Consider the following 25240-nt stretch of genomic DNA (forward strand, 5'->3'; position numbering starts at 1 on the left):
TCTCCACGCACAACCGTCACTCGCAAGCGCTTTCCGTAGCGCACGAATGCATCATTAGGTGAAACGGATCTGGCACACTCCCTGTGCCACGCTTGGATGGTCTTACTAGCTGCTGGTACTTTCGACTAGCGCCATCTCGTCGCTGGTGAGCAACTTATCGATATCCACGAGCACCAACATACGGTCATCTAGACTGCCCAGTCCGCTGAGGAAGTCAGACGAGAGGGTGACGCCAAATTCCGGTGCAGGTTTAATCTGATCGGGGGTCAATGTCATCACGTCGGAAACGCCATCTACGACGATGCCCACCACCCGGTCTGCAACATTGACCACGATCACCACTGTCTGGCCACCGTATTCGACCTTATCGAAGTGAAACTTAATGCGCAGATCAATGATCGGCACGATAACGCCACGTAGATTGGTGACGCCTTTGATAAAATCTGGCGCATTGGCAATTCGCGTTACGTTTTCGTAACCACGGATCTCCTGCACTTTCAAAATATCAATGGCGTACTCTTCGTCGCCTAGTGAGAACACTAGAAATTCACGGCTTTCGGCTTCTGCGGCTAGCACCGCACCACTGTTGGCTTGACTCATGACGGCTCAGCCTCCTTAAAAGATGAAAGGTTTTGATTGTTTACTACTTTTCTGCCCGCCTCTTTTTTATATCGGCTCAGGCGGTGTAAACCGGTAATATCCAGAATCAACGCAACGCTACCGTCACCTAGAATGGTGGCGGCCGAGATTCCGGGTACTTTGCGGTAGTTGTCTTCCAAATTCTTGACCACCACCTGCTGTTGGCCGATTAACTCATCGACTAGCATGGCGTAGCGACGCCCTTCACCCTGCACAATAACGGCAATACTTTTAGTGGGGTCGGTAATCGCATTCTCGACGTTCAGCACTTCGTGAATGGCGATCACTGGCAGATATTCGTCACGCACCTTGATCACTACGTCGTCACCGGCCATCGCGTACATATCTTCTTTAGCGGGCTGAAGCGATTCAAGCACGGTGGAAAGTGGCAGGATAAACGTCTCGCCGCCAACTTTAATCGACATTCCGTCCAAAATAGCCAGCGTGAGCGGCAGTACGATACGCGTATTGGTGCCTTCGCCCAGCTTCGACTGAATTTCAACGCGACCGCCCATGCTCTGAATGTTGCGCTTCACCACATCCATGCCCACGCCACGGCCGGATACGTCGGTGACTTCGTTAGCGGTTGAGAAACCCGGGGCGAAGATAAGCTGAAAGACCTCTTCATCGGACATGGTGTCGGACACGTTAAGGCCGTTTTCACGCGCTTTGGCAAGCAGACGATCACGATCCATACCGGCACCATCATCGCGCACTTCAATCAAAATATTGCCGCCCTGATGACGCGCCGATAAGGTTAGTTTACCAATGCGCTGCTTACCGATGGCTTCGCGCACATCAGGCATCTCGACGCCGTGATCCAGGCTATTACGCACCAAGTGCGTTAACGGGTCAGTGATCCGTTCCACCAAGCTCTTATCCAGCTCGGTCGACTTGCCTTCGGTAATTAGCTCGATCTCTTTACCCAGCTTACCGGCCGTGTCACGTACCACGCGCGGGAAGCGGCTGAACACAAACTCCATGGGAATCATTCGAATAGACATGACCGCTTCTTGGAGATCGCGGGCGTTCCGCTGCAGCAGGCTCATGCCATTTTGCAATGAGGCGTTGCCAACCGACTGATCCTCTAAATCGCTCACTGTTTGATCGAGCATGGATTGAGTGATGATTAGCTCACCCACCAAGTTGATAATTTGGTCAACTTTATCGACAGATACGCGAATTGACGACGACTCAGCGGCGGCTTTTTTAGGCTTTTCTTTAGCCGCTTCTTTCGCTGGAGCTTGCTTCGCAGCCGGTTTTCCCACTTGTGTTTCTGGTCCAGATGGCGCTGGAGCCGGAGCTGCCGGCTCGGTCGTCACCTTGGTATCAACTGCACCCTCAACGGCCGTAATCTCAATCTGATCCGGCTCGATGATAAAGCACATGACGGCTTCAATATCGTCAGCACTGTCGCTGCTTTTGAGCACCACCTCGTAACGCTTTGAGTCGCCGGATTGGGACTGCACTTCACCAAGCTGCTCTAACTCTTCAACCAGCAAGATGCGGTCTTTATCTGCAACATTAAGCAGCGCCACTAGCAGATGGCCACCTGCGCCACTTTTTGCTTCGTCGCTTTTTTCTGAACTGGCGTCAGGCGCTGGTGAAGCCTTTGGCTGAGCTGCTGGGGTAGCCGGACCATCTAGCTGCTGGCCAATTTCATCCAGGGCAATTTGTTGCAGCGTTTGGCAAATACGCTCAAATGCCTCTTGGTTTGGCTCCTCTTCGCTGCGGTAGGCATCGAGTTGCTCATGCATGATGTCTTTAGCCTCTAAAAAGGTATCCACGAGATCGGCTCGCAGCGTCAGTTCGCCTTTACGTGCGTAATCGAGGAGGTTTTCCAAAATATGTGTGGTTTTCTGTAGTACGGTAAAACCAAAGGTTCCCGCTCCCCCCTTAATCGAGTGGGCGGCACGGAAAATAGCATTGAGCTGTTCACTGTCGGGATCATCAACATCCAATTCCAACAAATGCTGTTCCATATCCGACAACAGCTCTTCAGCCTCTTCAAAAAAGGTGTCAAAAAAATCCGCTATATCCATGCACCGCTCCACCTTAACGTCGCTTTTATGTGAAAGGCTATGACAGGCTCAGATCACTCTGGCGCTTGCACCTGAGGCTCGTCTTGTTGTGTTGATTCAACTTGCGCTTCTGCTGAAGCTTCTAGCGCCTCGATTGAAGCTTCCGTCGTAGCAGCTCCCGAATCCATCAATGCAGGATTGCGAATCGCATCAGCAATCTCTGGAAAGAGCACCACCAGTTCTATGCGTCGGTTGATAGGATCCGTTGGGTCAGTCTCCGGTAACAATACGCGATCCGCAAAGCCCGACACGCGCAGCAATTGACCTGGATCAAATCCTCCCGCAATAAGCTCGCGACGGGACGCGTTAGCGCGGTCATTGGAAAGCTCCCAGTTACTATAACCGCGATAGCCACCCGCATAGGGAACGCTATCGGTATGCCCACTGATACTTAGCTCATTGGGCAGCTCGTTTAACAGTGGTGCAATAGTCCGTAACAGGCTACGCATATAAGGGGCGACCTGGTCGCTACCTAACTCAAACATGGGCCGTTTATCGGTATCTAGTAACTGTATACGTAGCCCTTCGCGGGTTAAGTCAAAACGCATCTGACTGCGTAATTGGCGTAGCTCGGGATCTTGCTCAATGGCCCGTTCAATACGCTGTTGCAAATTCCGGAAGAAGTTTCGCTCCTGCATGCTTGGGCGAGTACGCTGAAAGCTATCAATTCGCGCTCGCTCCCCATCGCTATGGGTGGGGTCCGGCCCGCCACCAGGAATCGCGCTGGTACTGCCCGACCGATCCCCCCCGGTGATGGCGTTAACAAGCGGAGTGCTAAAGTACTCCGCCACACCACGCCGCTCTTCCTCACTGGCAATACTTAAAATCCATAACACTAAAAAGAAGGCCATCAAAGCGGTCATAAAATCCGCTAGGGCAATTTTCCAAGCGCCACCGTGATGGGCATGAACGACTTTTTTGCGCCGAATGACAATCGGACGCTTGTCACCACCCTTACTCATGCGTTACCGGCCTTTTTGGCATCCTTCACATACTCTTCAAGCTCTGTAAAGCTCGGGCGCTCTGCGGCAAAGAGCGCTTTGCGGCCAAACTCAACGGCTAACTGCGGCGCGTATCCGTGCAAACTTGCCAACAGGGTTATGCGAATGCACTGAAGCATTTTTTCGGCTTCTTTAGCCTGACGGTCAATGTAGCTTGCAAGGGGACTGACAAAACCATAGCCCAACAAAATACCCAGGAAAGTTCCCACCAGCGCGTGAGCGATCATTTCACCCATCTGGCTCGGTGAGGCATCGGCATAGGTGAGTGTTTTAACCACCCCCATGACTGCTGCCACAATGCCGAAGGCAGGCATTGCATCGCCAACCTTGGCGATCGCATCAATGGGTACGTGGGCTTCCTGCTCAAAGACCTCAATCTCATGCAGCATCAGCTCATCAATTTCCATAGGTTCCATGCCGCCGCTTACCATTAAGCGCAGATAATCGGTCAGGAAATTCATGATATGCGGATCAGCCAACACCGTTGGGTGCTCCTGAAACATAGGGCTCTCTTGCGGGTTATCAATATCCCGCTCAATGCCTAACATTCCCTCACGGCGAATTTTGGATAGCAATTTAAACTGTAGTGCCATCAGCTCCATATAGAGGGCTTTGTTATATTTCTTTGCGCGCTTGAGCCGGGGCAGAATTTTAAATGTTGCTTTAATCGCCTTGCCATTGTTCGCGGCAATAAATGCGCCAACGCCCGCGCCGCCGATGATCAGCAGCTCGAGGGGTTGGTACAGGGGGCCTAAGCTGCCGCCTGCCAGCACATAGCCACCAAACACAGATAGCAATACGATTACATAGCCTAGAGGTATCAGCACAAGCAGGATCCTTGCGGTATTCAGTATTAATGTAAGGGAATCAAAACTTAACCACCTATTCTGATGTTTAAGCGTTGTTCCATCCCAAGCATTACTTACGCCCATCATACTAGGGCTAAGCTATTGTCTAATTAAAAAGTATCGCTGACTTTTGCGGCTATCTACGTCGATACGCTGAAATTTTATGGCTAAGCACTCATCATTAGGTGTTATACCCTAATTTTTGCTATTAGTGGCAAAGGAGCTGAAATTGTTACATTTTTTCACTATTCTCCTGTCGTGCTTTGCGTGTTTTCCCCGCCCGTGAAGGAGGCTGACATATGCCGCAAACGTAGTGCTGGGCAGGGCTGTGCGCATGCGCCACAAACCGCCCACCACAGCGCGTACACTGATTGAGTTGAAGCAAATCACTCTCAAAAAAACGTATTAGCGTCCAGGCGCGCGTTAGCCCAAGAACCGGCTCCACCTTTTCCAGCGACATTTGCTCGTCATAGAGCCGATACGCTTTAACGAAGGCATCAATTCGATCACAACCCGCCGCCTCTTTCAGGCTTAAATAAATATTGTAAAACAGTGACGAATGAACATTGGGAAGCCAGGTAATAAACCAGTCAGTGGAAAAAGGCAGCATCCCCTTTGGCGGCGACATGCCACGCACTTTCTTATACAGCTTGATCAAACGCGTACGACTTAATTCCGTTTCTGTTTCCAGCACCTGTAAGCGCGCGCCCAGCTCAATCAATTCGATTGCCAACTGCACTTGGTGCATTTCGTCGATCAAGCTTTTCTGGCTCACTTCGCTTCCCCTGATGGCATTGGCTCAAAGGCTTCTCCGGCCAACAGCAGTGAAGCGTGCAAGCCAGCCAATCCCTGATCGCGAGGGTTATCAGTGAGTTGACCAAGGCGCTCAGCGCTCATTTGGCTAAACCGGCACAACAGCTGGCTTGTTCGCGCCAACTTTGTCAGTTGGCGAGCACTCAGTGACACAATCAGGTCGGCGACATCCCTGTCTATTTTTAAGCGAAACATAGCAGCCTCACGATCTTCATCAAGCAAGCGCTGCGCCAGGAGCAAATAAGCTAGATTTATTTCCTGAATTTCATCGAGAAAGTTGGTTTGACTCATGATGTCCCATTAAGCGACTCAGGCGCGACGTTATGACCATCGTACTGGCGCCATTAATGACTTTTTGTTACCAACCCTCATGGTTACATACAACGTCTGTAAATGGCTACTCAGTCAACTCACGATGAGTCAGCCCTTCTTCTGACAGTTCGAACACCCACACCAGGAGTTCCGCAACGATTTGATACAGGCCTGCCGGGATTTCTGCGTCCAGGTCTAATTGCATCAAAAGTGCTACCAGCTCAGGCGCGTCGTGCACATAAATACCCTGTCGCTGGGCTTCCGCCATAATGCGCTCGGCCAAGTCCCCATAGCCTTTAGCCACCACCCGGGGCGCACGGTCGTTCTCTTGATAAGCCAATGCCACCGCTTGGCGACGGCGCTCACCCGGCGTTGCCATAAGTGGCCTCCGCTTCAACATAGCGTGCGCGCAGCTGAACTTTGTGTAAGTCCAAAGCGCTTAGCCGTTTCTCTAATGCGGGCAGACCCGCGTCGATGCGCTGATAGGCCTGGGTGCTTTCAGTGGTAAAGTCGATACTCAACACGTTTCGATAGAGCCACAGCGAAGCGTTGAATGACCCTAAGTTGGGCACTTCTAACTGCATATCCGAACGCCACCCGCCATCCGGCTCGCCCTCTTGTTGCTGCCCCTCCTGCTCCTCTCCGCGAGCAGGCAGGTTGATCACTAAGGCCATAAAAATACCGGCCCAAACATCGCCCTCCCAGCGAATAGTCGGCATTACCAGCATTTCGAGTTGCTGGCGCACGAGACTCTGTAGGCTTTCGTGAACAACCTCGCGAGCGGGGCGATTAGCGATCAGCTCGGTGATCTCCCTAGCATGGCCTAACTCTGCCCGAGCCTGAACACTGTCTCGCGCCTCGCCAGGTGTGGAAAGCGGGGCAGGCTGGGCAGGATTATTCGATACCGGCGAAGCAGCCGCCTGTGCAGGAGTAGCAGCCGTCGAGCCAGTTGCTAAAAAATGGGAAGCACCCGCCAACCGAGCAGCTAAGCCTTGTTCATGAGCTACTGGCACTAGCGGGACGTTAGGCAAAATAGCCACTCCCCCCTGCCCCACTGGCGGAGCTGCCAAAGGCGCACCCGCTCCCAACTGCGTAAGCGCCTGCGCTGTCAAGGGTGCCCCAGCTGACTGCATAGGCACTCCAACTGAGCTTCCTGTAAACACCGATGAAGGCGCTGCAGCCGGGGGCGGCACACTGAGACCTGTCGGTATAAGGGGCGTAAGCGGACGAGGGCCAGATTGCATTTGCGGTTGGTTCATTAGCTGCTGGCGAGTTCCCTCACCCTGAAACCAACGCTTTAGATGCGACTCATAAAACAAACCACTATCGCGAATACTTGCCTCTAAACGCGTTGCAACTGCACTAGCTGTTGGCGTTTCTTGGCTGGTGATTAGCGGCGCTTCTGGTCGCATCACCGAGGGGGGCGCAGGAAATCGTAATAAAACATCAGCAATAGTCCTTGCGGCAGGGCTAAAGTGGGTCTGCGTTGACCCTGGCGGAGAGGGCGGCGTATCACCGCGGGGTAACGTCCTTCCCCCATCTGCAGGAAGTGGCAACCGTTTTAAATCGCTTAACGGTGACGTCGAAGCTCGCCCATCCAAATTCGCATCGCCCATCACTGCCCGCGGCCCTTGGCCTGGAGGAATAGGCTTTACGGGTTGATCCAGCGACCGCTGCAACGACAGCTCCCCTTGCCGCCCCAGCACTTGGTGCAAGAGCGTATCAATAAGCGGGGTAATACCGCTCACGACGACCTCGTGGAACCAGCATCATCTGTTTCATAAGCGACCTCTGCGCCTTGATGGGGCGCATAAGCGCGATGCAGATCTCGCTGTCGTTGCGAAACCTCAATGAGCTTACCGAGTTCATCGCGACGCGATACTAAGCGACGCCGAATATCCACATCGTGCTCAAGAATGCGCTCAAGCAGTTCTGCTTTACGCTGCTGCCCTGCGGTATCTAGTACAACGGTCGTATCCAGTTCACGCAACTGCTCAACCAGTACCACATAGCTTGTACGCTGATCGATCAGCTCTGCCCACTGCTCGGCATTAGCAAGTTCGTGTATGTATTCGACGCGACTTAATAGCGTTTCATAGCTAGTAAGCAGCGCCTGTTGAGCACTTTTATTATGAGCAGATGTAGATGACATTATTGCCTCACGCGCTCTGCTGTTGGCCAATATCACGCCACGCAGAGGCGATATCTTCGAGCAAGTGCTCGGCCTGAGTTAAGCTTTCTTCATCGTTACGCAGATTCGCCGTCAATAGCAGACGGGCAATATAGTCATAAAGCGATGCTAAGCGCTCGGCAATCTCACCGCCCTGCTCTTGATCAAGAGCAGCGGCGAGGCCGTTATTAACGATATCCAGCGCTTTCGATATCGACTTGCCTTTCTCGGCCGTATTGCCCGCTTGGATATGAATACGCGCAGCACGTATAGCGGCCTGAGCGCCCTCAAACAACATCACAATAAGCTGATGAGGGTCTGCCGACATCACCCCGCTTTCTACGCCGACACGCGCATAAGCGTTAGCTCCCCGCCCATAAGCGGCGCCACCGCGAGAGTAAGTCATAAGCGGAACTCCTTTGCGTGGCTTTATGCTCACCCTAAGCAGGGTGAAACCACGAATATTAAAAGACAAAAACAAACTGCACTATCAGTATCTATCGGCGCGATCCTAGGGGACTTTAATGGCTTACAGCGCTTTTTTTCAGCGCTAGTGATGGTATTCACTAGCGGCTTATCACGCATTAACACCCTCTCCTCAAGTAGACACGGCAATCTCGCTAACAGTTCGCCCAAGCCGTTCAGTAATATTATTGCGCACGATCACTCCCACATTGTCACGCATAGGCGGCTCTACCTGCGGCGCAAGCAGTACCTCGATAGGATTGCCTTTAGCGTCGATGCGCAACACCCAGCCCTGCTGCTGGCTGGAAAAACGCGCCAGCGAGCCCACCGGCAGGCCTTTAAAGTGCTCGATATAACGCTTAATCCAGCGCATATCAAATTGGTGTGGATTCTGTAATAAATGGCGGTAAATTTGCTGGACGGTTTTCGCTGGACGGTCAGCGCGATCGCGACGCATTGCCTCGACCACATCGACAATAGCACTGGCTTTGGCTAACTCGTTAAGATCAGCTCCACTCAAGCCTCCAGGATAACCGCTGCCATCCATACGCTCATTAATACCGCCAATCACTGCCTGAACAACACCCGCCGACAACCACTGGCAGCCATGCAAACGATCAAGCAGCAATTGAACATGCTCACTGATAGCTTGGCGATGACTCGCTTCAAAATGCGGCGCCTTAAACAGCACTTGAGGAACTAGCGCTTTGCCAAGATCATGAATGAGACCGCTAGCCACTATCGCCTTACGCAAATCCCGGGGCATGCTGGCACCCACAAAATCAAGTAAATGAACGGCAACGGCAATACCGTGGCGCACTATCAAAGGCTCTGGGGATAAGCAGCGTGATGCGAATAGCAGCGATTCACGATCCTCTTCGTGAAGCTCCAATATACGATCAGCATAGCGGGAGAGCTGACGCCCTTCGATATCGCTACCTTGCTGTAACGACAGTAGCTGTGCATCCAGGTAGGCGGCCACTTTTACCAATCGACGCGCCATGGGGGTCGCATAGCGCTTGATATCACGTCGGCCAAGTAGCTCTCCGGCACCAGAACGCTTATTGGCCAACGCAAATAGCGGTGAGGGCTGGCGCTCTCCCTGCTCTTCTTTTTTATAGCGGGCCGCTTCACGCTCTATCTCACACACGAAATACCAAATCTGCCGCTCTTGCTCCGCACTACACCCAACAAAGCTAAAGCCGACGCGCAGCAGATGGCGCTCAGCGTCAGTTTTTTGATGGCGAGCGTCCCCAAGCACTTCAAAGTAAGTGCCATCGGGGAAGGTAAATACTAACTTCAGGGAACTAGAGGTCGCTGCCAATAGGCCGCTTGCCGCCAATGGCAATTCAAGCTGGCAGCCGTCCTGGGAAAGATCCCGCAACTCACCCTCAATCTCAGTATCGCCATTATAGAGGCCTGCTGACACCACCATCCCCATGCGCAGCTCAGCACGAAAAGACTCACGGCGCTGCAGCACCTCCAGAGATTGGGGATAGTCACTGCAACACAAAAAGCGTCCACCAGCCTGACGCGTCTCAGTGAGGTGCAGTAGCGGCGTTTGCACCACTTTGCCCTGCGCCTGACCACGCAAGTAGAACGCAGCGCCGTCTTGCAAGCGGTGGAGCAAATAGTCAATAGAGGAGAGATCCATCACCAGCGTTTGACCCAGGTGCTGTTCCATCAAGACAATCGGCTCCGGACGCGCCTCAGCCGTGTCAAGGCAGAGCGACACACCCCCCGTTTCGATCAGGGTGTTCAGCAGAGACTCGATCACCGTTGTACTTGCTATTGTTTCAAACTCATCCTGCTGCACTACCATTCTCGCCTCACTTACTCTTATGCGTTAATTGGTTCACCGCAAAGCGTAGAAGCATATCAGATACCAACAGCGCGGCGTATGCACAAAAATACACTATTCTCATTCTTATTAGGCGGGCTATAGTAAAGAGTAGACGGGGATCAGAGGTTTTAGTGCCAGTGTCACCAACGATAAAAGTAACGCCACAACTGTAAGAGTAAAGTTTTGTCACATCCTGCCGATAATGACTTAGAGGTATTTGTTGATAAGTAAAAATCCGAGTTATGGCTGCCGTCCCACGCTGTTGCACCACAATTGGCTGCCAGAGCTATTTATACTTTACAAAGAGGAACGTGCCCCATGAGCTCACTACCCACCGAAGTAATACCAACGCTGTCATCGGCTCTAACCCACTTAAACCCACGTCAGCGGCTAGACAACACACTGGCTCAGCTAGCCCCAACGAACACTCAGCTTAAAAGCACAGATACCACCGAGCGGGAAACCTCTGCTAACGAGCTCGTTCAACCCATTCATCGTATTAATGAGATAATGCGCCCACATGGTTTAGAATTCGAATTAAGCGAAGCAACCTCACGCGTGATTACGCGGGTTATTGATAGAGAGTCTGGAGAGGTCATACGCCAGATACCAGCAGAAGAAATAATCGACATTGCCGAGCGACTAGAAGAAATGAACGGACGAATAATTTCCATTGAGGCTTGAGGCTTGAGGCTTGAGGCCGAAAAGTCTAAACCTGCATGTTCATAACATCACGATATGCAGAAACTAAGCGGTTGCGAACCTGAAGCCCCATTTGAAAAGCAACGCTAGCCTTCTGCATGTCGACCATCACGTCATTGAGCTGCAAATTGGGATCACCTGCCTGAAAGGCCATCGCCTGACTATTAGCCGTTTGTTGAAGCCGGTTAATACGCTGAATCGAGGCCTGAAGCTCACTCCCAAAACCTCCCTGACCGACTGCTGCTGACGCCTGGGCACCGCTAAGGGGCTGGGTGGATGCCGCCTGGGTTGCCATGCCTTGCATTTGCTGTAGCGCAGCCTGTATTGCGGGAGTACTCATACGCTCACCTCAATTAACAAAAAATATCTAATATGAAAAGCCTAACACCAAAGTAGCCCGCCTCATACGGACAAATGCGCATAAAAAGCGAAGCTTATCGTTCCTTTAGGCTCGACTAGTCACCGGATAATGGCGGTCATCACAATTCCGCCTCATCTTTTAGGCGGATAACCGCGATTGACGGATATAGCCTATGCCTTCTTTGGTGATGCGCCTGGGCCGACGCCAGCTTAGCCTGCCCCTCTGGAGGGTCGCATGAGCGAAACTGGTGCAACGGCAGGCCGTCAAAACAGTACGAATCAAGCCGCTCCCCGCAGTGGAAATATCAATAGTGGAAGCACAGGTAGTGGAAATGCTGAACGCGATACCGCCAACGGCTCGACGTTCGAGCGAACGCTGAAGCAGCTGCGTAGCAACCCTCTCGTTGCACTGCTTATCGCTGGTGCCGCCTCAATTGCTATTGTGGCGGCTCTCTTTATGTGGGCCAGCAGCCCTGAGTACCGTGTGCTTTACAGCAACCTAAGTGAAGCTGATGGTGGCAGCATTATCAATGAACTGGATACCCGCGGCATCCCTTATCAGTTCAGTGAAGGTGGCCATGCGTTAATGGTGCCTAGCAACCAAGTCCACACCCTGCGCCTACAGCTTGCTGAGCAAGGCCTCCCTCGCGGCGGTAATCTTGGTCTGGAGTTAATGGATAGCCAAGCGTTTGGGATTAGCCAGTTTGCTGAGCAGATTAATTATCAGCGGGGCTTGGAAGGTGAGCTTGCGCGCTCAATTGAATCGCTGGGACCAGTGGAAGGGGTGAGAGTTCACCTATCCATGGCCAAGCCATCGGTTTTTATTCGTGATCGTGAACCAGCCAAAGCGTCCGTTGTGCTGACTCTTTTACCTGGCCGTGTTTTGGGTGAAGGGCAGGTCAGCGCGATCGTCCATATGGTTTCGGGCAGCGTGCCTGACCTAGCCGCTGAAGATGTCACCGTGGTTAATCAGGATGGTCGACTGCTGTCTGCCGAGACAAGCAACGGCAATGACCTGGATGGCTCGCAGCTTGATTATATTGCCGAGGTTGAGCGCTCTTACCAGCAACGCATCGAGCATATTCTAACGCCCATTTTGGGTCGCGATAACGTGCGTGCCCAAGTTGCTGCACAGATCGATTTCTCGCGGCGCGAGCAAACCTCTGAGCGTTACGGGCCCAACCAGCCGCCTAACGAAGCCGCCGTACGTAGCCGCCAGCTAAGCCTTGCGTTTGACGGTGAAGACCCATTGGCCACAGGCATTCCAGGCGCGTTAAGCAATACGCCACCGGGCACGATGCCCTCTCCTATCAACCAGCCGGAAGGTGATGAAGAGGATGCTGACCAGCAAGAAGATGCGACTCCTGAAGCGTTACGCAACTTGCGTCAAGACGACGTTATCAACTACGAAGTTGACCGTAGCATCGAGCATGTGCAACACCGTCTTGGCCAGATAGAAAGGCTATCCGCTGCGGTAGTTGTGAACTACCGAACGGAAATGAACGATGAAGGCGAATGGGTTGATGTCGCTCTAACGGACAATGAAGTGGCTCAAATTGAGCGCCTCGTTCGCCAAGCAATGGGGTTCTCACAGCTGCGCGGCGATGAAGTTGAAGTCGTCAACTCTCCCTTCGCACGCAGCGCTGAGGAAACCTCGGATGTCGAGTGGTGGAAAGACCCCAGCATTCTTTCAATGGCTGCCACTGTGGGTCGCTACCTACTGGTTGCCCTGGCTATTCTCTTACTCTACCTGCTGATTTTGCGCCCGCTAATTAAGCGCTACACCCAAACACCGGTTATGGCCGCAGCCACGCCCGGTGGCACGCTGGCCGCTAGCGTCGGGGGCGATGAAGACGAGGAAGGTGAAGAAGCGGGTGACGAGAGCGATGAAACCTACGCCAAACCGAAGCGGAAACGTAAAACATCACTTTACGAACATAACCTCAACGACCTGCGTGAAATGGCTCAGGAAGACCCACGCATGGTCGCCATGATCATTCGTAGCTGGATGAATGCTAATGAGTAGTTCAATTGCTGAAATGAGCGGTGCTCGCAAGAGCGCTGTCTTATTGCTTGCACTCGATGAAGACAGTGCCGCTGAGGTGTTTAAATACCTCGGCGCCGCTGAGGTGCAAGAAATTAGTATGGAGATGGCTCGGCTGAACCAGGTCTCCCATGACGATATGAAGGCGGTGCTCGAAGCGTTCCATAAAGAGACCGAAGAGTTTGTAGCGCTGAATCTTAACTCCAGCGATCACATTCGCTCGGTGTTAACCAAAGCGCTGGGCAGCGAACGCGCGACCAGCCTGATTGAAGATATTCTCGAAACAACGGGTAATAACTCAGGTATCGATGCCCTCAACCTCATGGAAGCCTCCATGGTGTCCGAGCTCATTCGCGACGAACACCCGCAAATTATTGCGACGATCCTGGTTCACCTGGATCGTCATCAAGCGTCCGATATTCTGGAACTATTTGAAGAAAAGCTGCGTAATGATGTGGTGCTGCGCATCGCTACTTTCAGCGGCGTTCAGCCTGCCGCGCTACAAGAGTTGACCGAAGTACTGACCAGCATGCTGGACGGTCAGAACCTTAAACGCAGCAAAATGGGCGGCGTAAGAACGGCTGCCGAGATTCTCAACTTGATGAACTCCTCCCAGGAGGAAACCGCCATTGAGACCGTGCGTGCGCATAGCGAAGATTTGGCCCAGAAAATTATCGACGAAATGTTCTTGTTCGAGAATCTGCTGGACCTCGACAACCGCGCCATTCAAATGGTGCTGCAAGAAGTCGAGACCAATTCTCTGGTGGTGGCTCTCAAAGGGGCGCAGGACGCCTTGGTGGACAAGTTCCTACGCAATATGTCACAGCGTGCTGCCGATTTAGTTCGCGAAGATATGGAAGCCCGCGGCCCTATCCGTGTCTCTCAAGTTGAAACCGAGCAGAAGGCTATCTTGCAGGTTGTAAGGCGTTTAGCTGATTCAGGTGAAATCGTCTTGGCGGGTGGAGACGACGAGTATGTCTAGTACTCATCATTCACCTAAATTTGATCGCCATGGGGATTGGCGTCGCTGGCAAATGGAAGAGCTAGCAACCACGCAGAGCAGCCACGCCGCTGATGGCGAAGTATCTACGGCCCACCAGCGCAAGGTGCAGGCGGCACAAAAAGCTGCCGATCAAGCTCGCAAGCGTGAAGAGAGTGAGCGCCAGGCGCTGCACGAACGTATTCGTCAGCAAGCCGAAAAAGAGGGGTATAACGCAGGCTTTGAGCAGGGCCGCAAAGAGGGACTCGAAAAGGGTTTAGCGGAAGCTGCTGAGCAGGCAAAAACCGAGCTAGAAGCACAAATTCGCAAGACCATTGCGCCGTTGGAAACATTAGGCAAGCAGTTTTCAGATGCACTTGAACGTATTGATGACACCATCGCCTATGACCTTGTTGAGCTAGCACTAGCCACCGGCCGACAGCTTGCTAGCGATGCCTTGCAGGACACGCCTGAACAAATTTTGGTGATTGTTCGAGAACTTTTGCACACCGAGCCTCCTTTGGTGGGACAGCAGCGTCTTTGGCTCAACCCCGATGACCACACGCTGGTAGAAGAGCACTTAGGCAATGAGCTTAGAGCCGCCAACTGGAAACTGCAGCCTGATGATCAGCTTGCCCGCGGAGGCTGTCGGGTAACCAGTGCCCAGGGTGAAATTGACGCGACCTTCGAAAGCCGGTGGCATGCCATTCAAGCCCAATCACGCAAACGCGGCCTTAACTCCCCTCCCTCTTCTAACGTTCCTTCATCCTAGGCGGATACGCTATGGCAGATACCACCTGTCCTCATCGACATCGCTGGAATAAGGCATTGCGACGCACGCAGCAGCGTGTCAGCCACCTGCCGCGCTACCGCAACAGCGGCCGCGTCATTCGCGCGACGGGGATGGTCATTGAGGTGGTAGGGCTGCGCGTTGCCGTGGGTAGCGCCTGTCGAATTGAGTTACCGGGCAGCGACGGCCGCTTATCCGACGGCGGCAAACATGCCGAAGCGGAGGTCGTGGGTTTTTCTGGCGACAAATTATTTCTGATGCCCCTGGAAGAGGTCGTAGGACTCATGCCTGGTGCTCGCGTTGCACCACTGGATGAAAGCGGCAGCAACAGTGCTCGTCGCTTCCCTATGGGTGAAAGCCTGCTAGGTCGGGTGCTGGATGGCAACGGCAACCCGCTTGATGATCGTGAAAGTATTGATGAGATACCCCGGGCAACACTTAGCTCACCGCCACTTAACCCGCTTTCACGCGCGCCGATCGATTCACAAATTGACGTCGGCATTCGCGCGATTAATGCCCTGCTTTGCGTGGGGCGAGGTCAGCGAATGGGGCTGTTTGCAGGCTCAGGGGTAGGTAAATCAGTGCTGCTAGGCATGATGGCACGTTACACCAAAGCCGACGTGATTGTGGTTGGCTTAATTGGTGAGCGGGGCCGTGAAGTACAGGACTTTATCGATAACATTTTGGGCCCTGAGGGTCGACGTCGTGCTGTTGTCGTCGCTGCTCCCGCTGACACGTCACCGCTACAGCGTCTGCAGGGTGCCGCTTATGCGACACGTCTGGCGGAAGGCTTCCGTGACGAAGGTCGCGATGTCCTGCTGATTATGGACTCACTGACACGCTATGCCATGGCGCAGCGCGAAATTGCCCTAGCGATTGGTGAACCACCCGCTACAAAAGGCTATCCACCCTCGGTGTTTGCTAAACTGCCTGGCCTTGTGGAGCGAGCAGGTAACGCCGAGCGTGGCGGAGGCTCCATTACGGCGTTTTATACCGTGCTAACAGAAGGCGATGACCAACAGGATCCTATTGCCGACTCTGCTCGCGCCATTCTAGATGGGCACATCGTACTGTCGAGAACATTAGCGGAAGCCGGACATTATCCGGCCATCGATATTGAAGCCTCGATTAGCCGTGCGATGACATCCATTACCTCATCCGAGCAGCTTCAGGAAGCACGGGTCTTCAAGCAGCTGTTCTCGCGCTATCAGCGTAACCGGGACCTTATCAGCGTGGGGGCCTACAGCCCAGGTCATGACCCACAGCTTGATGAGGCAGTGAAACGCTTTCCATCGTTAGAAAACTTCCTGCAACAGAATATTGAAGAGTGTGCAACGCTTGCCGATGCTCGCCAAGCGCTGCATGCACTGGTAGGAGGACGCGCATGAGTACTTCCCAACTCGAAATGTTAACCGACTTAGCCAGAGGCGCCCGCGACCAAGCAGGTAAAGTACTGGCGCAAGAGCGACAAACGGAGCAACAAACGACTGCTCAGTTACAGTCGCTACTGAGCTATCGGGCGGAGTACGCCGAGCGCTTGCAGAAAGCGATGCGTGATGGCATTGACCCTGCCACTATGTACAACTATCAGCAGTTCTTAGCCTCTTTGGACGCGGCCCTAAGCCGAGCACGTCAAGCGCTAGCGTCTCAAAAGGCAAGCGTTGAACAGAGTAAAAAGAACTGGCAACAAGAACAGCGAAAGCTATCTTCCTACGATACACTGACATCGCGTCGCCTGTTAGAAGAACACCGCCGCAGTGAGCGTCAGGAACAAAAAACCAATGATGATCTAGTGACAAGCCGCTTGGCTCGTCAGCATAAAGACGCTCCGCGTTAGCGGTGCCAGGAAACTGAATATGAATATTCACCAGTTGCTTTCGGTAAGCCAAAGTTCACCTCAGACGCAGTCTCAAGGTGCTTTTAGCCGACAAGACTCAGCCAACGGCTTATTTCATCAAACGCTGCTACAAGCGTCTGATACTCAGCGCTTGCCCGTACCAGCGTTAAGTCAAGCTAGTGCCTCCCAGGCACCCTTGCCGCAAGCACAGTTCAATGCGCTCGGCACTCTTTTATCACACGAAGTCGACGTTGAAAATTTGAGCGCCGCCCTCGAAACACTGAGACTTGATGTCAGTGAGAGCGACTTATCTGAACTATTGGCTCAGCTGCAACTGCCGAACTCAGACATCAATGCGGACACGCCAGAACTTAATGGAGAAGAGGCCTCAACGCCTCTTGCCGAAATTGCTGGCCGTCTTGCACTTATGGCTTCCTTTTCTGATAGCAAAACGTCACTAAAAGCAGAACAGCTAACCGATTCAGATTCACTGCGGTTGATTTCGGAGCAGTTGGATATCAGAACGAACTATCCAGAGCAACCTATCGATCCAGCCGCGCTGAAAGCTATCGCTGAACAGCTAGGTATTACTCAACCAGAAGCTGCACAGCTAGTCGATACGACGGCTCTCGAGGCAATCGGCCAACAGCTAAGCGTGAATAAGAACGGGGCCACGCAGCCTATCGACTCAGGGGCACTGGAAGCTCCTGCTGGACAGCTGAATATTACCCAGCCAGAAGCCGCAAAGCTGGTCGATACGACTGCACTCAAGGCGATCGCACAACATCTAAGCATAAATCGGAGTGGGTTATTGCAACCTATCGATCCAGCCGCGCTGAAAGCTATCGCTGAACAGCTAGGTATTACTCAACCAGAAGCTGCACAGCTAGTCGATACGACGGCTCTCGAGGCAATCGGCCAACAGCTAAGCGTGAATAAGAACGGGGCCACGCAGCCTATCGACTCAGGGGCACTGGAAGCTCCTGCTGGACAGCTGAATATTACCCAGCCAGAAGCCGCAAAGCTGGTCGATACGACTGCACTCAAGGCGATCGCACAACATCTAAGCATAAATCGGAGTGGGTTATTGCAACCTATCGATCCAGCCGCGCTGAAAGCTATCGCTGAACAGCTAGGTATTACTCAACCAGAAGCTGCACAGCTAGTCGATACGACGGCTCTCGAGGCAATCGGCCAACAGCTAAGCGTGAATAAGAACGGGGCCACGCAGCCTATCGACTCAGGGGCACTGGAAGCTCCTGCTGGACAGCTGAATATTACCCAGCCAGAAGCCGCAAAGCTGGTCGATACGACTGCACTCAAGGCGATCACCCAACAGCTAAGCATGAATACGAGCGGGTCTGCGCAGCCTATCGACTCAGCAACATTGGAAGCTCTTGCTGAACAACTAAATATTGATCAAACGGAAGCAGCGCAACTTGTTTCCGCGCTCAATACCGTGGTAGTACAGCAACAGGGGGCTCAGAGTTTGCCTATTAATACGGCCAATCTAGCCAATGCCCGTTCGCCTGCCCTCGAGCTCCAGACAGCCACAAGGCCACAGCCTGACAATTTCATTGCTCAAGTTAACACCACTGCTGCAACTCCACAGATTAATCCCGTCGGAGCAGCATCACAGATTAGCAGTGAGGCACTTATCGGTGCTTTACTGACTTCAGAGGCATCTTCTAAAGGTAATCCGACCAGTGAGCACTTGATCACAGGTTTCTCGTTAAGCAACAGCGGTTCATTGACACAATCCTCACAAGGTCAAAATTTTGCTCCGACCGTCACACCGACACCAGCGACCTTATCAACGCCCTTGACAAACCCCGCCTGGCCACAACAGCTAAGCCAACAGCTGGTGCAGATTTCTCAGCGCGGTGGCGAGCAGCATGTCCAGATGCAGCTTAATCCGGCGGAGTTGGGCCCTCTCTCTATCTCATTGAAATTTGGCGAGCAAGGGGCCCAGGCTCACTTTTTGTCAGCTCATGCACAGGTGAGGCAAGTACTCGAACAAGCAATTCCCCAGCTAAGGGAAGCGCTGGCTGAGCAAGGCATATCGCTAGGTGAGACATCGGTTGGCGAACAAGGCGACCCTAATGCTCAGGCGTTTGCCCAATCAGGTGGCAAACAAGGTACTGGTAGCGGTAGTGACAACGGTGGAATCGATTCGGGTGAAGTACCAGCTCAGCGCACTGAAAGCAGCTCGCTGCTACTGGACGGAAGAGTCGACCTTTATGCTTAGCCGTGGCGCCTGAATTTGCCTGATCATTCTGGTACAACGACAGAACTCAGCAAATAAATACGCACATAAGATCGCTAAACCAAAAGATAGGCTTGCCAAATAAGCCTGTTCATTTCATCACCAGCATGCGCTTTAGGCATAATACCTTGCTAGTGATACGCATGGAGTTCACAGGAATCGCAAATGGCAGAAAAAAGTGGCGGGTCAAAAAAACTGCTCTGGATAATGATTATCCTAGTCTTGCTGTCATCAGCAGGCGCAGCGGCAGCTATTTATATGGTAATGGATCAACGTGATGACGGTTCAGAAGATGCAGAAATACAGCAGACAATGGAGCGCGAATCGCCTATTTTCATGCGAATTGAACCCTTTACTGTCAATCTTGCCGATGACAGTTATGGCTCGCGATTACTTTATACCGGCTTGACTTTACGTGTGGGAGATGAGGAAAGTAAAGCGATTCTAGAAGAGCACATGCCCCAGGTGCGCAGCCGTTTGCTGATGCTGCTATCTGGCAAGCAGGCTGATGAGCTTACCTCCTCTGAAGGTAAGCAGCAGCTTGCCCGAGCGATCGTTGATCGCCTGAGCGTACCACTGACAGAAAATCAGCCGCCACTTGATTTACGTGAAGTTTTATTCACCGAATTTATCGTGCAATAACCCCGGGAACTGGAGCCGTTCATGTCACAGGACGATCTACTGTCCCAGGAAGAAATTGATGCCCTGCTAAAGGGTGTTAGCGGAGACGATGAACCATCGGCTTCATCTTCCCAAACGTCAGAAGAAGTACGGATTCGGCCATACGATCCGTCGACACAGCATCGCGTTATTCGCGAGCGTCTTCATGCACTGGATTTTATCAACGAGCGCTTCGCACGCTATTTTCGTAATGGTCTATTCAACCTGTTACGGCGTAGCGCGGACATTACCGTCGAGTCAGTTCGCTATCAAAGCTTTAGCGAATTCTCACGGAATGTCCCCGTGCCGACAAACCTAAATATCGTGTCAATGAAGCCACTGCGTGGTTCAGCGCTCGTAGTATTTCCCCCCAATCTCGTGTTTATGGTAGTTGATAATCTTTTTGGTGGAGACGGTCGCTTTGTCACTAAATCGGACGGTCGAGAGTTCACGAATACTGAACAGCGTATTATCCAGCGCCTGCTTAATCTCGCCATTGATGCTTACCAAGAGGCCTGGAAAGTCGTTTATCCTCTGGATATTAGCTTTTTGCGCTCAGAGGTGCAGTCAAAGTTCGCCAACATCACCAATTCGCCCAATGAGATTGTGGTGAATACCAAGTTCAATATCGAGGTTGGCAACCTATCAAGCAATTTTCAGATATGCATGCCTTACGCCATGATCGAGCCGTTGCGCGATTTACTGGCTAACCCGATCAATGATAGCAACCACGATCAGGACGGCAGTTGGTCACGCCGTATGGCGAGTGAGTTGCGTCAATCAGAAGTTGAGTTAATCGCTGAATTTGCGCAAATACCTAGTCGTATCGCCCATGTCATGGGGTTAAAGAAAGGCGACGTGCTACCGTTAGACATTCCGAGCTCTATCACAGCAAGCGTTGACGGAGTGCCAGTCATGGAGTGTGAATACGGTAGTCAACGCCAGCAGCATGCACTGCGTGTGTTACACATGATTGACCATGCCGCTATGAATAACGCATCGTCCAAGGACTTTACTAAAGGGTCTACGCGACAGAAAGCAAAGGAATCCAAAGCATGACTGATCCCAACAAGCCTGATCATAACGTCAATGACGATGATTCAGCGGATGCCATGTCTGAGCAGGAAGAAACTTCTTCAAGTGCCGATGCCGCTAGTGACGAGGAAGATCCCTGGGCAGCCGCTATGGCGGAGCAAGAAGAGGCTTCTTCAGATATTGATGCTGGCGAAGAGGAAGATCCCTGGGCATCTGCTATGGCCGAGCAAGAGGCCGTTGAAGAAAGTGAACAACAAGCATCAGAGCCAGAGCGTAAGGCACCAACCGCTAAAGCGGCGAGTGACGATGTCTTCCGCCCATTAAGCCCGGACAGTGGCTCCGCGCAGGCACGCGAACTAGAAATGATTATGGATATCCCGGTGAAACTCACCGTGGAGCTAGGCCGTACAAAGCTAACCATTAAGCAGCTGCTGGAGTTAGCCCAAGGCTCCGTCATTGAGCTTGAAGGCCTCGCCGGTGAGCCGATGGATATATTAATTAATGGCTACTTGATTGCTCAAGGCGAAGTCGTCGTCATCGAAGATAAGTACGGTATTCGTATTACTGAAATCATCACACCTTCTGAACGTATTCATAAATTGAACCGATGAGCGTTGCAACCTCTTCCACGCAGAACGGTTCAATCGATGCACTAAATAACGGTGGTGAAGCATTGATAGGCATGGCCGTTTTAGGCAAAACAGCCGCGGCTTTGGCTCTCGTTGTTGCGATTATTTTAATCTGCACGGCGCTTTTAAAGCGCTGGAGCAACCATACCACTCGCCATGGCGCACACCTTCGCGTTGTGGGCAGTACTGCTGTGGGCAATCGTGAGCGTGTCGTCATTGTTGAGGTGGAAGATACCTGGTTGGTGGTTGGCGTGGGAGGCGGCCAAATTACTAAATTGCACGAGCGTCCAGCCCCCGAAAACCGCACGCCAACGACGCCCCATTCATCTCGCTTTTCCCAGCGTCTATCAAAAGCGCTGGCCGCTACCCGTCGCAGTGACTCATCCGCGCCCTCCGATCCACATCAGACGCCATGAGGCAACGGATGCACTTTTCTTGGCCCGATCATTTTAAAGCCTTTTTTGCTATGCAGCATGCTTTTCAGGTCATTTTTTTGCAAAGCAATATTTTGAATAACAAGGCTTCTAACGGAGAAGTTCGGCGCTGGCTGTGGCTATCATTGGTGCTTGGTGTTTGTTTCATATTGGCGGCCAGCCCTGCCCATGCTCAGCAGATACCCGGGATTACTTCTCAGCCGCTAGAAGATGGTGGCCAGCAGTGGTCACTCTCGCTGCAAACACTACTCTTCCTCAGCTCGCTAGCTTTTTTACCCTCCATGTTACTGATGATGACGAGCTTTACGCGCATCATCATTGTGCTTAGCCTATTGCGAACGGCAATGGGCACCCAGGCAACACCGCCCAATCAAGTACTCTTGGGAATAGCGCTTTTTCTGACTTTTTTTATTATGTCCCCGGTATTGGCACAGGTGTATGACAACGCCTGGGTGCCATTGACGAATGAGACGATTAATTTTGAAGAGTTTTTGCTACTTGCTCAGGATCCATTTCGGGAATTTATGCTCGCCCAAACCCGCGAGCCCGATCTGGCGTTGTTCGTTCGCTTGGCAGACATAGGGCCGATGCAAGGCCCGGAAGAGTTACCGATGCGAGTGTTATTGCCTGCTTACGTTACGAGCGAGCTAAAGACGGCATTTCAAATTGGCTTTACGATTTTTATTCCGTTTTTGATCATTGACCTCGTGGTGGCCAGCACCTTGATGGCACTGGGTATGATGATGGTCCCCCCCATCACGATCTCATTACCTTTTAAACTGATGCTGTTCATTCTGGTGGATGGCTGGCAGCTTATTATTGGCTCGATGGCAGAAAGCTTTTACATGATATAGCGCTTTACACAGCAGATCGTTCATACAGCACAAAGGATTCCAGCTATGACACCCGAAATGGTGATGAGCATTGCTTATCAAGGTATGCGTGTAACGCTTCTCCTTGCTGGACCCATGCTGCTGGCGGCACTGTTGACAGGCCTGATCATTAGCCTATTCCAAGCCGCCACACAAATTAACGAAATGACGCTAACATTCATTCCTAAAATTCTTGCCGTGTTCACGGTACTGGTTTTAGCGGGCCCCTGGCTGCTTGGATTGATTACCGACTTTACTCACCGCCTATTTACCAACATCCCCAGTATGGTGATGTAGCGTATGGTGGAGGTCACTTTCGCACAACTGCAGGGGTGGTTGGTGGCTTTTCTATGGCCGTTTGCGCGCATCACGGCCTTTATGGCAGCCTCTCCTCTGTGGGGTCACTCCAGCGTTCCTAACCAAGCCAAAGTGGGCCTTGCTGCCCTGATTGCCATTGTTATTGCGCCGATTCTGCCTGCCATGCCGGATATCGCCATCATGTCCTGGGCTGGGGTTGGGGTTATGATCGAACAGATCCTGATCGGCTTAGCGATGGGACTCGTTATGCATATCATGTTTGCGGTTGTTCAAGCAGCGGGGGATTTTATCGGCCTGCAAATGGGCCTAGCGTTTGCGAGCTTTTTTGATACGTCGAGCGGGACCAATATTATGGTGCTTTCACGTATCCTCTATATGATCACTCTGCTGATGTTCTTGGCGATGAATGGTCACCTGATGGTGCTTGAAACCCTGATTATGAGCTTCCAAACGCTGCCCATAGGCATCGGAACCTTTAATCCAGATGCGTTTGTACTGCTTGCTCGCTACGCAGGAACGATTTTTGCGGCGGGCATGTTATTAGCCCTGCCGCTGGTGGGCTCCCTACTCACCATTAACCTAGCTTTGGGCATACTAAACCGTTCCGCTCCGCAGCTCACGGTATTTAATATCGGCTTCCCGACCTCTCTCATTGTGGGGCTAATATTAATGATGGTGCTGATGACCGACATTAATCGGTTTTTACAGCGTTTATTTACCCAAGGGCTAGCGTTTATGCAGACGTTAATCGAAACGATGGCTCCCTTAAACTAAAAACCTATGTTTTTCATGAAAAAAGTGTTTCACAAAAAACATAGGGGTAAAATTAGAGCGGCTAGGGCTAAGTACAGCCAAGCAGTTACATATAGTTAAATAGTGATAAGCCTTTAATGTCTACGAACGCTTTCTGCGCTGCCTGCATCCCCACTTGACGCAGACTATATTCGGAAATAGCTTTATTGTAATCAAGGTCTACCAAGTCTGACAGAGTCTGCTCGTAGTTGAGCATCCTATTGCTACCCACAGCGTCAACCACGTCAAGTTCATTAAGCCGTGCACCTGCCGAAGCGCGCACTGTTAGCACATTATCCAGTGAATTATCCAAATCGCGCATAGAGGTGTTCAAGGTATTGCGCAAGTCGGCTTTCTGGGACGACGTCTCGGCTGGAGATTCCAGCACACGGATCGCTTCTTCCATGGTACGGAAAAGATCTGGCTCACGCTGATCGCTACCCGCTTGGGCAACGAGGATTTCGTCATCTGGCGCAGGTATTCCCTCAAGACCAATCGTCAAACCACCAAACACTAATGAGAGAGAGCCATCCTCATTAAGGTCATCATTCCAACTACCTGAGGGTAGTGCCGCACCTGCAGTATCCTCGGTAACCCAGTCCGTACCTTCGCGTCGCTCAATCTGATAAGTCTGATTATCATCGTCGCCATCAAACGTGACACGGTAGTCACTGCCGTAATCGTCGTCGTTGACGTCGCTTACTCGCGGCCCACTAAACGTCACATTGCCTTGATTCAGTGTGCCATTCTCACGCTTTGCTTCTGCTATGTAGCCAGCACCACTGGGAACACTCTTGAAGATGGTCGCGCCATTGTCAGCAACCCTCATCAAGCGCGAAGAATCCACTCGCTGTTCACGTACATTTTCATCGCCGTTATAAATAACATTGCCGTCGGCTGTTTTAACGAAGGGCGCGGCATTATCTTTATACCCCCCAAAGAGATAGCGGCCATTACCGTCAGTGGCATTGGCCTGACCCAGCATCGTTTCATAGACGCCTTTAAGCTCGCTAGCGATTGAATCGCGGTCAGCACTACTCAAGGTATCACTTGATGCCTGAATCAAGAGCGTTTTGGCGCTGGTTATTGCATCACTGACGCTATTTAAAATGCTTTCCGTCTGCGACAGTGAATTACGCGCAGATACCCTCGCGTCTGAATATTGTTCAGTAATCGCTTTAGCTTGCTCAACCCCTACCGCACGTGAGGCCGCCTGGGGATCGTCGGATGGGTTTACCACCCGTCGGCCACTAGCAATCTGCTGGCTAACTTTCAAGAAATCGCTTTGTTGACGATTAATAGAAGCCGTACTTTGTTCGAATACAGTAACGCTGCTAATGCGCATGAATT

The 25240-nt window shown here is 52.1% G+C and carries 27 protein-coding genes; 14 read left to right on the top strand and 13 right to left on the bottom strand.

Annotated elements, in window-relative coordinates; genetic code table 11:
- Positions 1 to 105: 105 nt before the first annotated feature.
- From cheW to ACT3UM_RS03580, 11 genes are all read right to left on the bottom strand, one after another.
- Entirely contained in the window at positions 106 to 600 is a 495-nt protein-coding gene (cheW, locus tag ACT3UM_RS03530) for a chemotaxis protein CheW (protein ID WP_498896149.1), read from the bottom strand.
- On the bottom strand, positions 597 to 2681 hold the full coding sequence (cheA, locus tag ACT3UM_RS03535) for a chemotaxis protein CheA (RefSeq protein WP_498896151.1): 2085 nt from the start codon (positions 2679 to 2681) through the stop codon (positions 597 to 599). Before cheA ends, cheW begins: the two co-directional genes overlap by 4 nt.
- A 53-nt stretch (positions 2682 to 2734) precedes the next feature.
- Positions 2735 to 3682, bottom strand: coding sequence for a flagellar motor protein MotB (gene motB, locus ACT3UM_RS03540; RefSeq protein WP_498896153.1), 948 nt, complete (start codon positions 3680 to 3682; stop codon positions 2735 to 2737).
- Complete coding sequence (gene motA, locus ACT3UM_RS03545; protein WP_498896237.1) at positions 3679 to 4548, bottom strand: flagellar motor stator protein MotA; 870 nt, start codon at positions 4546 to 4548, stop codon at positions 3679 to 3681. Before motA ends, motB begins: the two co-directional genes overlap by 4 nt.
- Positions 4549 to 4801: 253 nt before the next feature.
- Positions 4802 to 5344 carry a flagellar transcriptional regulator FlhC gene (gene flhC / locus ACT3UM_RS03550; RefSeq protein ID WP_498896155.1) on the bottom strand — a complete coding sequence of 181 codons (543 nt, stop codon included), beginning with the start codon at positions 5342 to 5344 and terminating at the stop codon, positions 4802 to 4804.
- On the bottom strand, positions 5341 to 5673 hold the full coding sequence (flhD, locus tag ACT3UM_RS03555) for a flagellar transcriptional regulator FlhD (protein ID WP_498896157.1): 333 nt from the start codon (positions 5671 to 5673) through the stop codon (positions 5341 to 5343). Before flhD ends, flhC begins: the two co-directional genes overlap by 4 nt.
- A 106-nt stretch (positions 5674 to 5779) precedes the next feature.
- Positions 5780 to 6073 (bottom strand): EscU/YscU/HrcU family type III secretion system export apparatus switch protein, encoded by a 294-nt coding sequence (locus ACT3UM_RS03560; protein ID WP_498896159.1) that lies wholly within the window; start codon positions 6071 to 6073, stop codon positions 5780 to 5782.
- Positions 6057 to 7442, bottom strand: coding sequence for a flagellar hook-length control protein FliK (gene fliK / locus ACT3UM_RS03565; RefSeq protein ID WP_498896161.1), 1386 nt, complete (start codon positions 7440 to 7442; stop codon positions 6057 to 6059). The genes ACT3UM_RS03560 and fliK overlap by 17 nt, the downstream gene beginning before the upstream one ends.
- The gene (locus tag ACT3UM_RS03570; protein WP_498896163.1) at positions 7439 to 7846 is read right to left on the bottom strand and encodes a flagellar protein FliT; all 408 of its coding nucleotides are present in this window, start codon (positions 7844 to 7846) and stop codon (positions 7439 to 7441) included. Before ACT3UM_RS03570 ends, fliK begins: the two co-directional genes overlap by 4 nt.
- A 7-nt stretch (positions 7847 to 7853) precedes the next feature.
- The gene (gene fliS, locus ACT3UM_RS03575; protein WP_498896165.1) at positions 7854 to 8270 is read right to left on the bottom strand and encodes a flagellar export chaperone FliS; all 417 of its coding nucleotides are present in this window, start codon (positions 8268 to 8270) and stop codon (positions 7854 to 7856) included.
- 192 nt (positions 8271 to 8462) lie between these two features.
- On the bottom strand, positions 8463 to 10151 hold the full coding sequence (locus ACT3UM_RS03580; protein WP_498896167.1) for an HD domain-containing phosphohydrolase: 1689 nt from the start codon (positions 10149 to 10151) through the stop codon (positions 8463 to 8465).
- Between the two features lie 339 nt (positions 10152 to 10490).
- On the opposite strand from ACT3UM_RS03580, the gene ACT3UM_RS03585 reads away from it, so the two are divergent.
- On the top strand, positions 10491 to 10856 hold the full coding sequence (locus ACT3UM_RS03585) for a flagellar protein FlaG (RefSeq protein ID WP_498896169.1): 366 nt from the start codon (positions 10491 to 10493) through the stop codon (positions 10854 to 10856).
- 25 nt (positions 10857 to 10881) lie between these two features.
- Here the strand turns inward: ACT3UM_RS03585 and fliE are convergent, their stop codons facing one another.
- Positions 10882 to 11214, bottom strand: coding sequence for a flagellar hook-basal body complex protein FliE (fliE, locus tag ACT3UM_RS03590; RefSeq protein ID WP_498896171.1), 333 nt, complete (start codon positions 11212 to 11214; stop codon positions 10882 to 10884).
- A 255-nt stretch (positions 11215 to 11469) separates the two neighbouring features.
- On the opposite strand from fliE, the gene fliF reads away from it, so the two are divergent.
- From fliF to fliR, 13 genes are all read left to right on the top strand, one after another.
- Complete coding sequence (fliF, locus tag ACT3UM_RS03595; RefSeq protein WP_498896173.1) at positions 11470 to 13260, top strand: flagellar basal-body MS-ring/collar protein FliF; 1791 nt, start codon at positions 11470 to 11472, stop codon at positions 13258 to 13260.
- The gene (fliG, locus tag ACT3UM_RS03600; protein ID WP_035582554.1) at positions 13253 to 14260 is read left to right on the top strand and encodes a flagellar motor switch protein FliG; all 1008 of its coding nucleotides are present in this window, start codon (positions 13253 to 13255) and stop codon (positions 14258 to 14260) included. Before fliF ends, fliG begins: the two co-directional genes overlap by 8 nt.
- On the top strand, positions 14253 to 15029 hold the full coding sequence (locus ACT3UM_RS03605; RefSeq protein WP_498896175.1) for a flagellar assembly protein FliH: 777 nt from the start codon (positions 14253 to 14255) through the stop codon (positions 15027 to 15029). The genes fliG and ACT3UM_RS03605 overlap by 8 nt, the downstream gene beginning before the upstream one ends.
- A gap of 11 nt (positions 15030 to 15040) precedes the next feature.
- Positions 15041 to 16435, top strand: a complete 1395-nt coding sequence (gene fliI, locus ACT3UM_RS03610) for a flagellar protein export ATPase FliI (RefSeq protein WP_498896177.1) — start codon at positions 15041 to 15043, stop codon at positions 16433 to 16435.
- Positions 16432 to 16884 (top strand): flagellar export protein FliJ, encoded by a 453-nt coding sequence (gene fliJ / locus ACT3UM_RS03615; RefSeq protein ID WP_498896179.1) that lies wholly within the window; start codon positions 16432 to 16434, stop codon positions 16882 to 16884. The genes fliI and fliJ overlap by 4 nt, the downstream gene beginning before the upstream one ends.
- Positions 16885 to 16903: 19 nt before the next feature.
- On the top strand, positions 16904 to 19132 hold the full coding sequence (locus ACT3UM_RS03620) for a flagellar hook-length control protein FliK (protein ID WP_498896181.1): 2229 nt from the start codon (positions 16904 to 16906) through the stop codon (positions 19130 to 19132).
- Positions 19133 to 19315: 183 nt separating this feature from the next.
- Positions 19316 to 19792, top strand: a complete 477-nt coding sequence (gene fliL, locus ACT3UM_RS03625) for a flagellar basal body-associated protein FliL (protein WP_498896183.1) — start codon at positions 19316 to 19318, stop codon at positions 19790 to 19792.
- 21 nt (positions 19793 to 19813) lie between these two features.
- Positions 19814 to 20869 carry a flagellar motor switch protein FliM gene (gene fliM, locus ACT3UM_RS03630; protein WP_498896185.1) on the top strand — a complete coding sequence of 352 codons (1056 nt, stop codon included), beginning with the start codon at positions 19814 to 19816 and terminating at the stop codon, positions 20867 to 20869.
- Positions 20866 to 21456 (top strand): flagellar motor switch protein FliN, encoded by a 591-nt coding sequence (fliN, locus tag ACT3UM_RS03635; RefSeq protein WP_498896187.1) that lies wholly within the window; start codon positions 20866 to 20868, stop codon positions 21454 to 21456. The genes fliM and fliN overlap by 4 nt, the downstream gene beginning before the upstream one ends.
- Positions 21453 to 21890, top strand: coding sequence for a flagellar biosynthetic protein FliO (fliO, locus tag ACT3UM_RS03640; protein ID WP_498896189.1), 438 nt, complete (start codon positions 21453 to 21455; stop codon positions 21888 to 21890). The genes fliN and fliO overlap by 4 nt, the downstream gene beginning before the upstream one ends.
- Positions 21891 to 21898: 8 nt before the next feature.
- Complete coding sequence (gene fliP, locus ACT3UM_RS03645; RefSeq protein WP_498896190.1) at positions 21899 to 22762, top strand: flagellar type III secretion system pore protein FliP; 864 nt, start codon at positions 21899 to 21901, stop codon at positions 22760 to 22762.
- A 45-nt stretch (positions 22763 to 22807) separates the two neighbouring features.
- A complete protein-coding gene (gene fliQ, locus ACT3UM_RS03650) occupies positions 22808 to 23077 on the top strand; it encodes a flagellar biosynthesis protein FliQ (RefSeq protein WP_498896192.1) in 270 nt (89 codons plus the stop codon).
- Positions 23078 to 23080: 3 nt separating this feature from the next.
- Positions 23081 to 23872, top strand: coding sequence for a flagellar biosynthetic protein FliR (gene fliR, locus ACT3UM_RS03655; protein ID WP_498896194.1), 792 nt, complete (start codon positions 23081 to 23083; stop codon positions 23870 to 23872).
- Between the two features lie 85 nt (positions 23873 to 23957).
- Here fliR and flgL read toward each other — a convergent pair whose 3' ends face one another.
- Positions 23958 to 25235, bottom strand: a complete 1278-nt coding sequence (gene flgL / locus ACT3UM_RS03660; protein ID WP_498896196.1) for a flagellar hook-associated protein FlgL — start codon at positions 25233 to 25235, stop codon at positions 23958 to 23960.
- Positions 25236 to 25240 lie beyond the last annotated feature (5 nt).

Source organism: Halomonas sp. AOP13-D3-9 (assembly GCF_052379125.1).
Taxonomy (GTDB): Bacteria; Pseudomonadota; Gammaproteobacteria; order Pseudomonadales; family Halomonadaceae; genus Vreelandella.

Excerpts from the sequence above, each read along its gene's own strand:
- cheW (WP_498896149.1), bottom strand. The coding sequence starts at position 600 with ATGAGTCAAGCCAACAGTGGTGCGGTGCTAGCCGCAGAAGCCGAAAGC.
- cheA (WP_498896151.1), bottom strand. The coding sequence starts at position 2,681 with ATGGATATAGCGGATTTTTTTGACACCTTTTTTGAAGAGGCTGAAGAG.
- motB (WP_498896153.1), bottom strand. The coding sequence starts at position 3,682 with ATGAGTAAGGGTGGTGACAAGCGTCCGATTGTCATTCGGCGCAAAAAA.
- flhD (WP_498896157.1), bottom strand. The coding sequence starts at position 5,673 with ATGAGTCAAACCAACTTTCTCGATGAAATTCAGGAAATAAATCTAGCT.
- ACT3UM_RS03560 (WP_498896159.1), bottom strand. The coding sequence starts at position 6,073 with ATGGCAACGCCGGGTGAGCGCCGTCGCCAAGCGGTGGCATTGGCTTAT.
- ACT3UM_RS03570 (WP_498896163.1), bottom strand. The coding sequence starts at position 7,846 with ATGTCATCTACATCTGCTCATAATAAAAGTGCTCAACAGGCGCTGCTT.
- fliS (WP_498896165.1), bottom strand. The coding sequence starts at position 8,270 with ATGACTTACTCTCGCGGTGGCGCCGCTTATGGGCGGGGAGCTAACGCT.
- ACT3UM_RS03580 (WP_498896167.1), bottom strand. The coding sequence starts at position 10,151 with ATGGTAGTGCAGCAGGATGAGTTTGAAACAATAGCAAGTACAACGGTG.
- ACT3UM_RS03585 (WP_498896169.1), top strand. The coding sequence starts at position 10,491 with ATGAGCTCACTACCCACCGAAGTAATACCAACGCTGTCATCGGCTCTA.
- fliE (WP_498896171.1), bottom strand. The coding sequence starts at position 11,214 with ATGAGTACTCCCGCAATACAGGCTGCGCTACAGCAAATGCAAGGCATG.
- fliF (WP_498896173.1), top strand. The coding sequence starts at position 11,470 with ATGAGCGAAACTGGTGCAACGGCAGGCCGTCAAAACAGTACGAATCAA.
- fliG (WP_035582554.1), top strand. The coding sequence starts at position 13,253 with ATGAGTAGTTCAATTGCTGAAATGAGCGGTGCTCGCAAGAGCGCTGTC.
- ACT3UM_RS03605 (WP_498896175.1), top strand. The coding sequence starts at position 14,253 with ATGTCTAGTACTCATCATTCACCTAAATTTGATCGCCATGGGGATTGG.
- fliI (WP_498896177.1), top strand. The coding sequence starts at position 15,041 with ATGGCAGATACCACCTGTCCTCATCGACATCGCTGGAATAAGGCATTG.
- fliJ (WP_498896179.1), top strand. The coding sequence starts at position 16,432 with ATGAGTACTTCCCAACTCGAAATGTTAACCGACTTAGCCAGAGGCGCC.
- ACT3UM_RS03620 (WP_498896181.1), top strand. The coding sequence starts at position 16,904 with ATGAATATTCACCAGTTGCTTTCGGTAAGCCAAAGTTCACCTCAGACG.
- fliL (WP_498896183.1), top strand. The coding sequence starts at position 19,316 with ATGGCAGAAAAAAGTGGCGGGTCAAAAAAACTGCTCTGGATAATGATT.
- fliM (WP_498896185.1), top strand. The coding sequence starts at position 19,814 with ATGTCACAGGACGATCTACTGTCCCAGGAAGAAATTGATGCCCTGCTA.
- fliN (WP_498896187.1), top strand. The coding sequence starts at position 20,866 with ATGACTGATCCCAACAAGCCTGATCATAACGTCAATGACGATGATTCA.
- fliO (WP_498896189.1), top strand. The coding sequence starts at position 21,453 with ATGAGCGTTGCAACCTCTTCCACGCAGAACGGTTCAATCGATGCACTA.
- fliP (WP_498896190.1), top strand. The coding sequence starts at position 21,899 with ATGCACTTTTCTTGGCCCGATCATTTTAAAGCCTTTTTTGCTATGCAG.
- fliQ (WP_498896192.1), top strand. The coding sequence starts at position 22,808 with ATGACACCCGAAATGGTGATGAGCATTGCTTATCAAGGTATGCGTGTA.
- fliR (WP_498896194.1), top strand. The coding sequence starts at position 23,081 with ATGGTGGAGGTCACTTTCGCACAACTGCAGGGGTGGTTGGTGGCTTTT.
- flgL (WP_498896196.1), bottom strand. The coding sequence starts at position 25,235 with ATGCGCATTAGCAGCGTTACTGTATTCGAACAAAGTACGGCTTCTATT.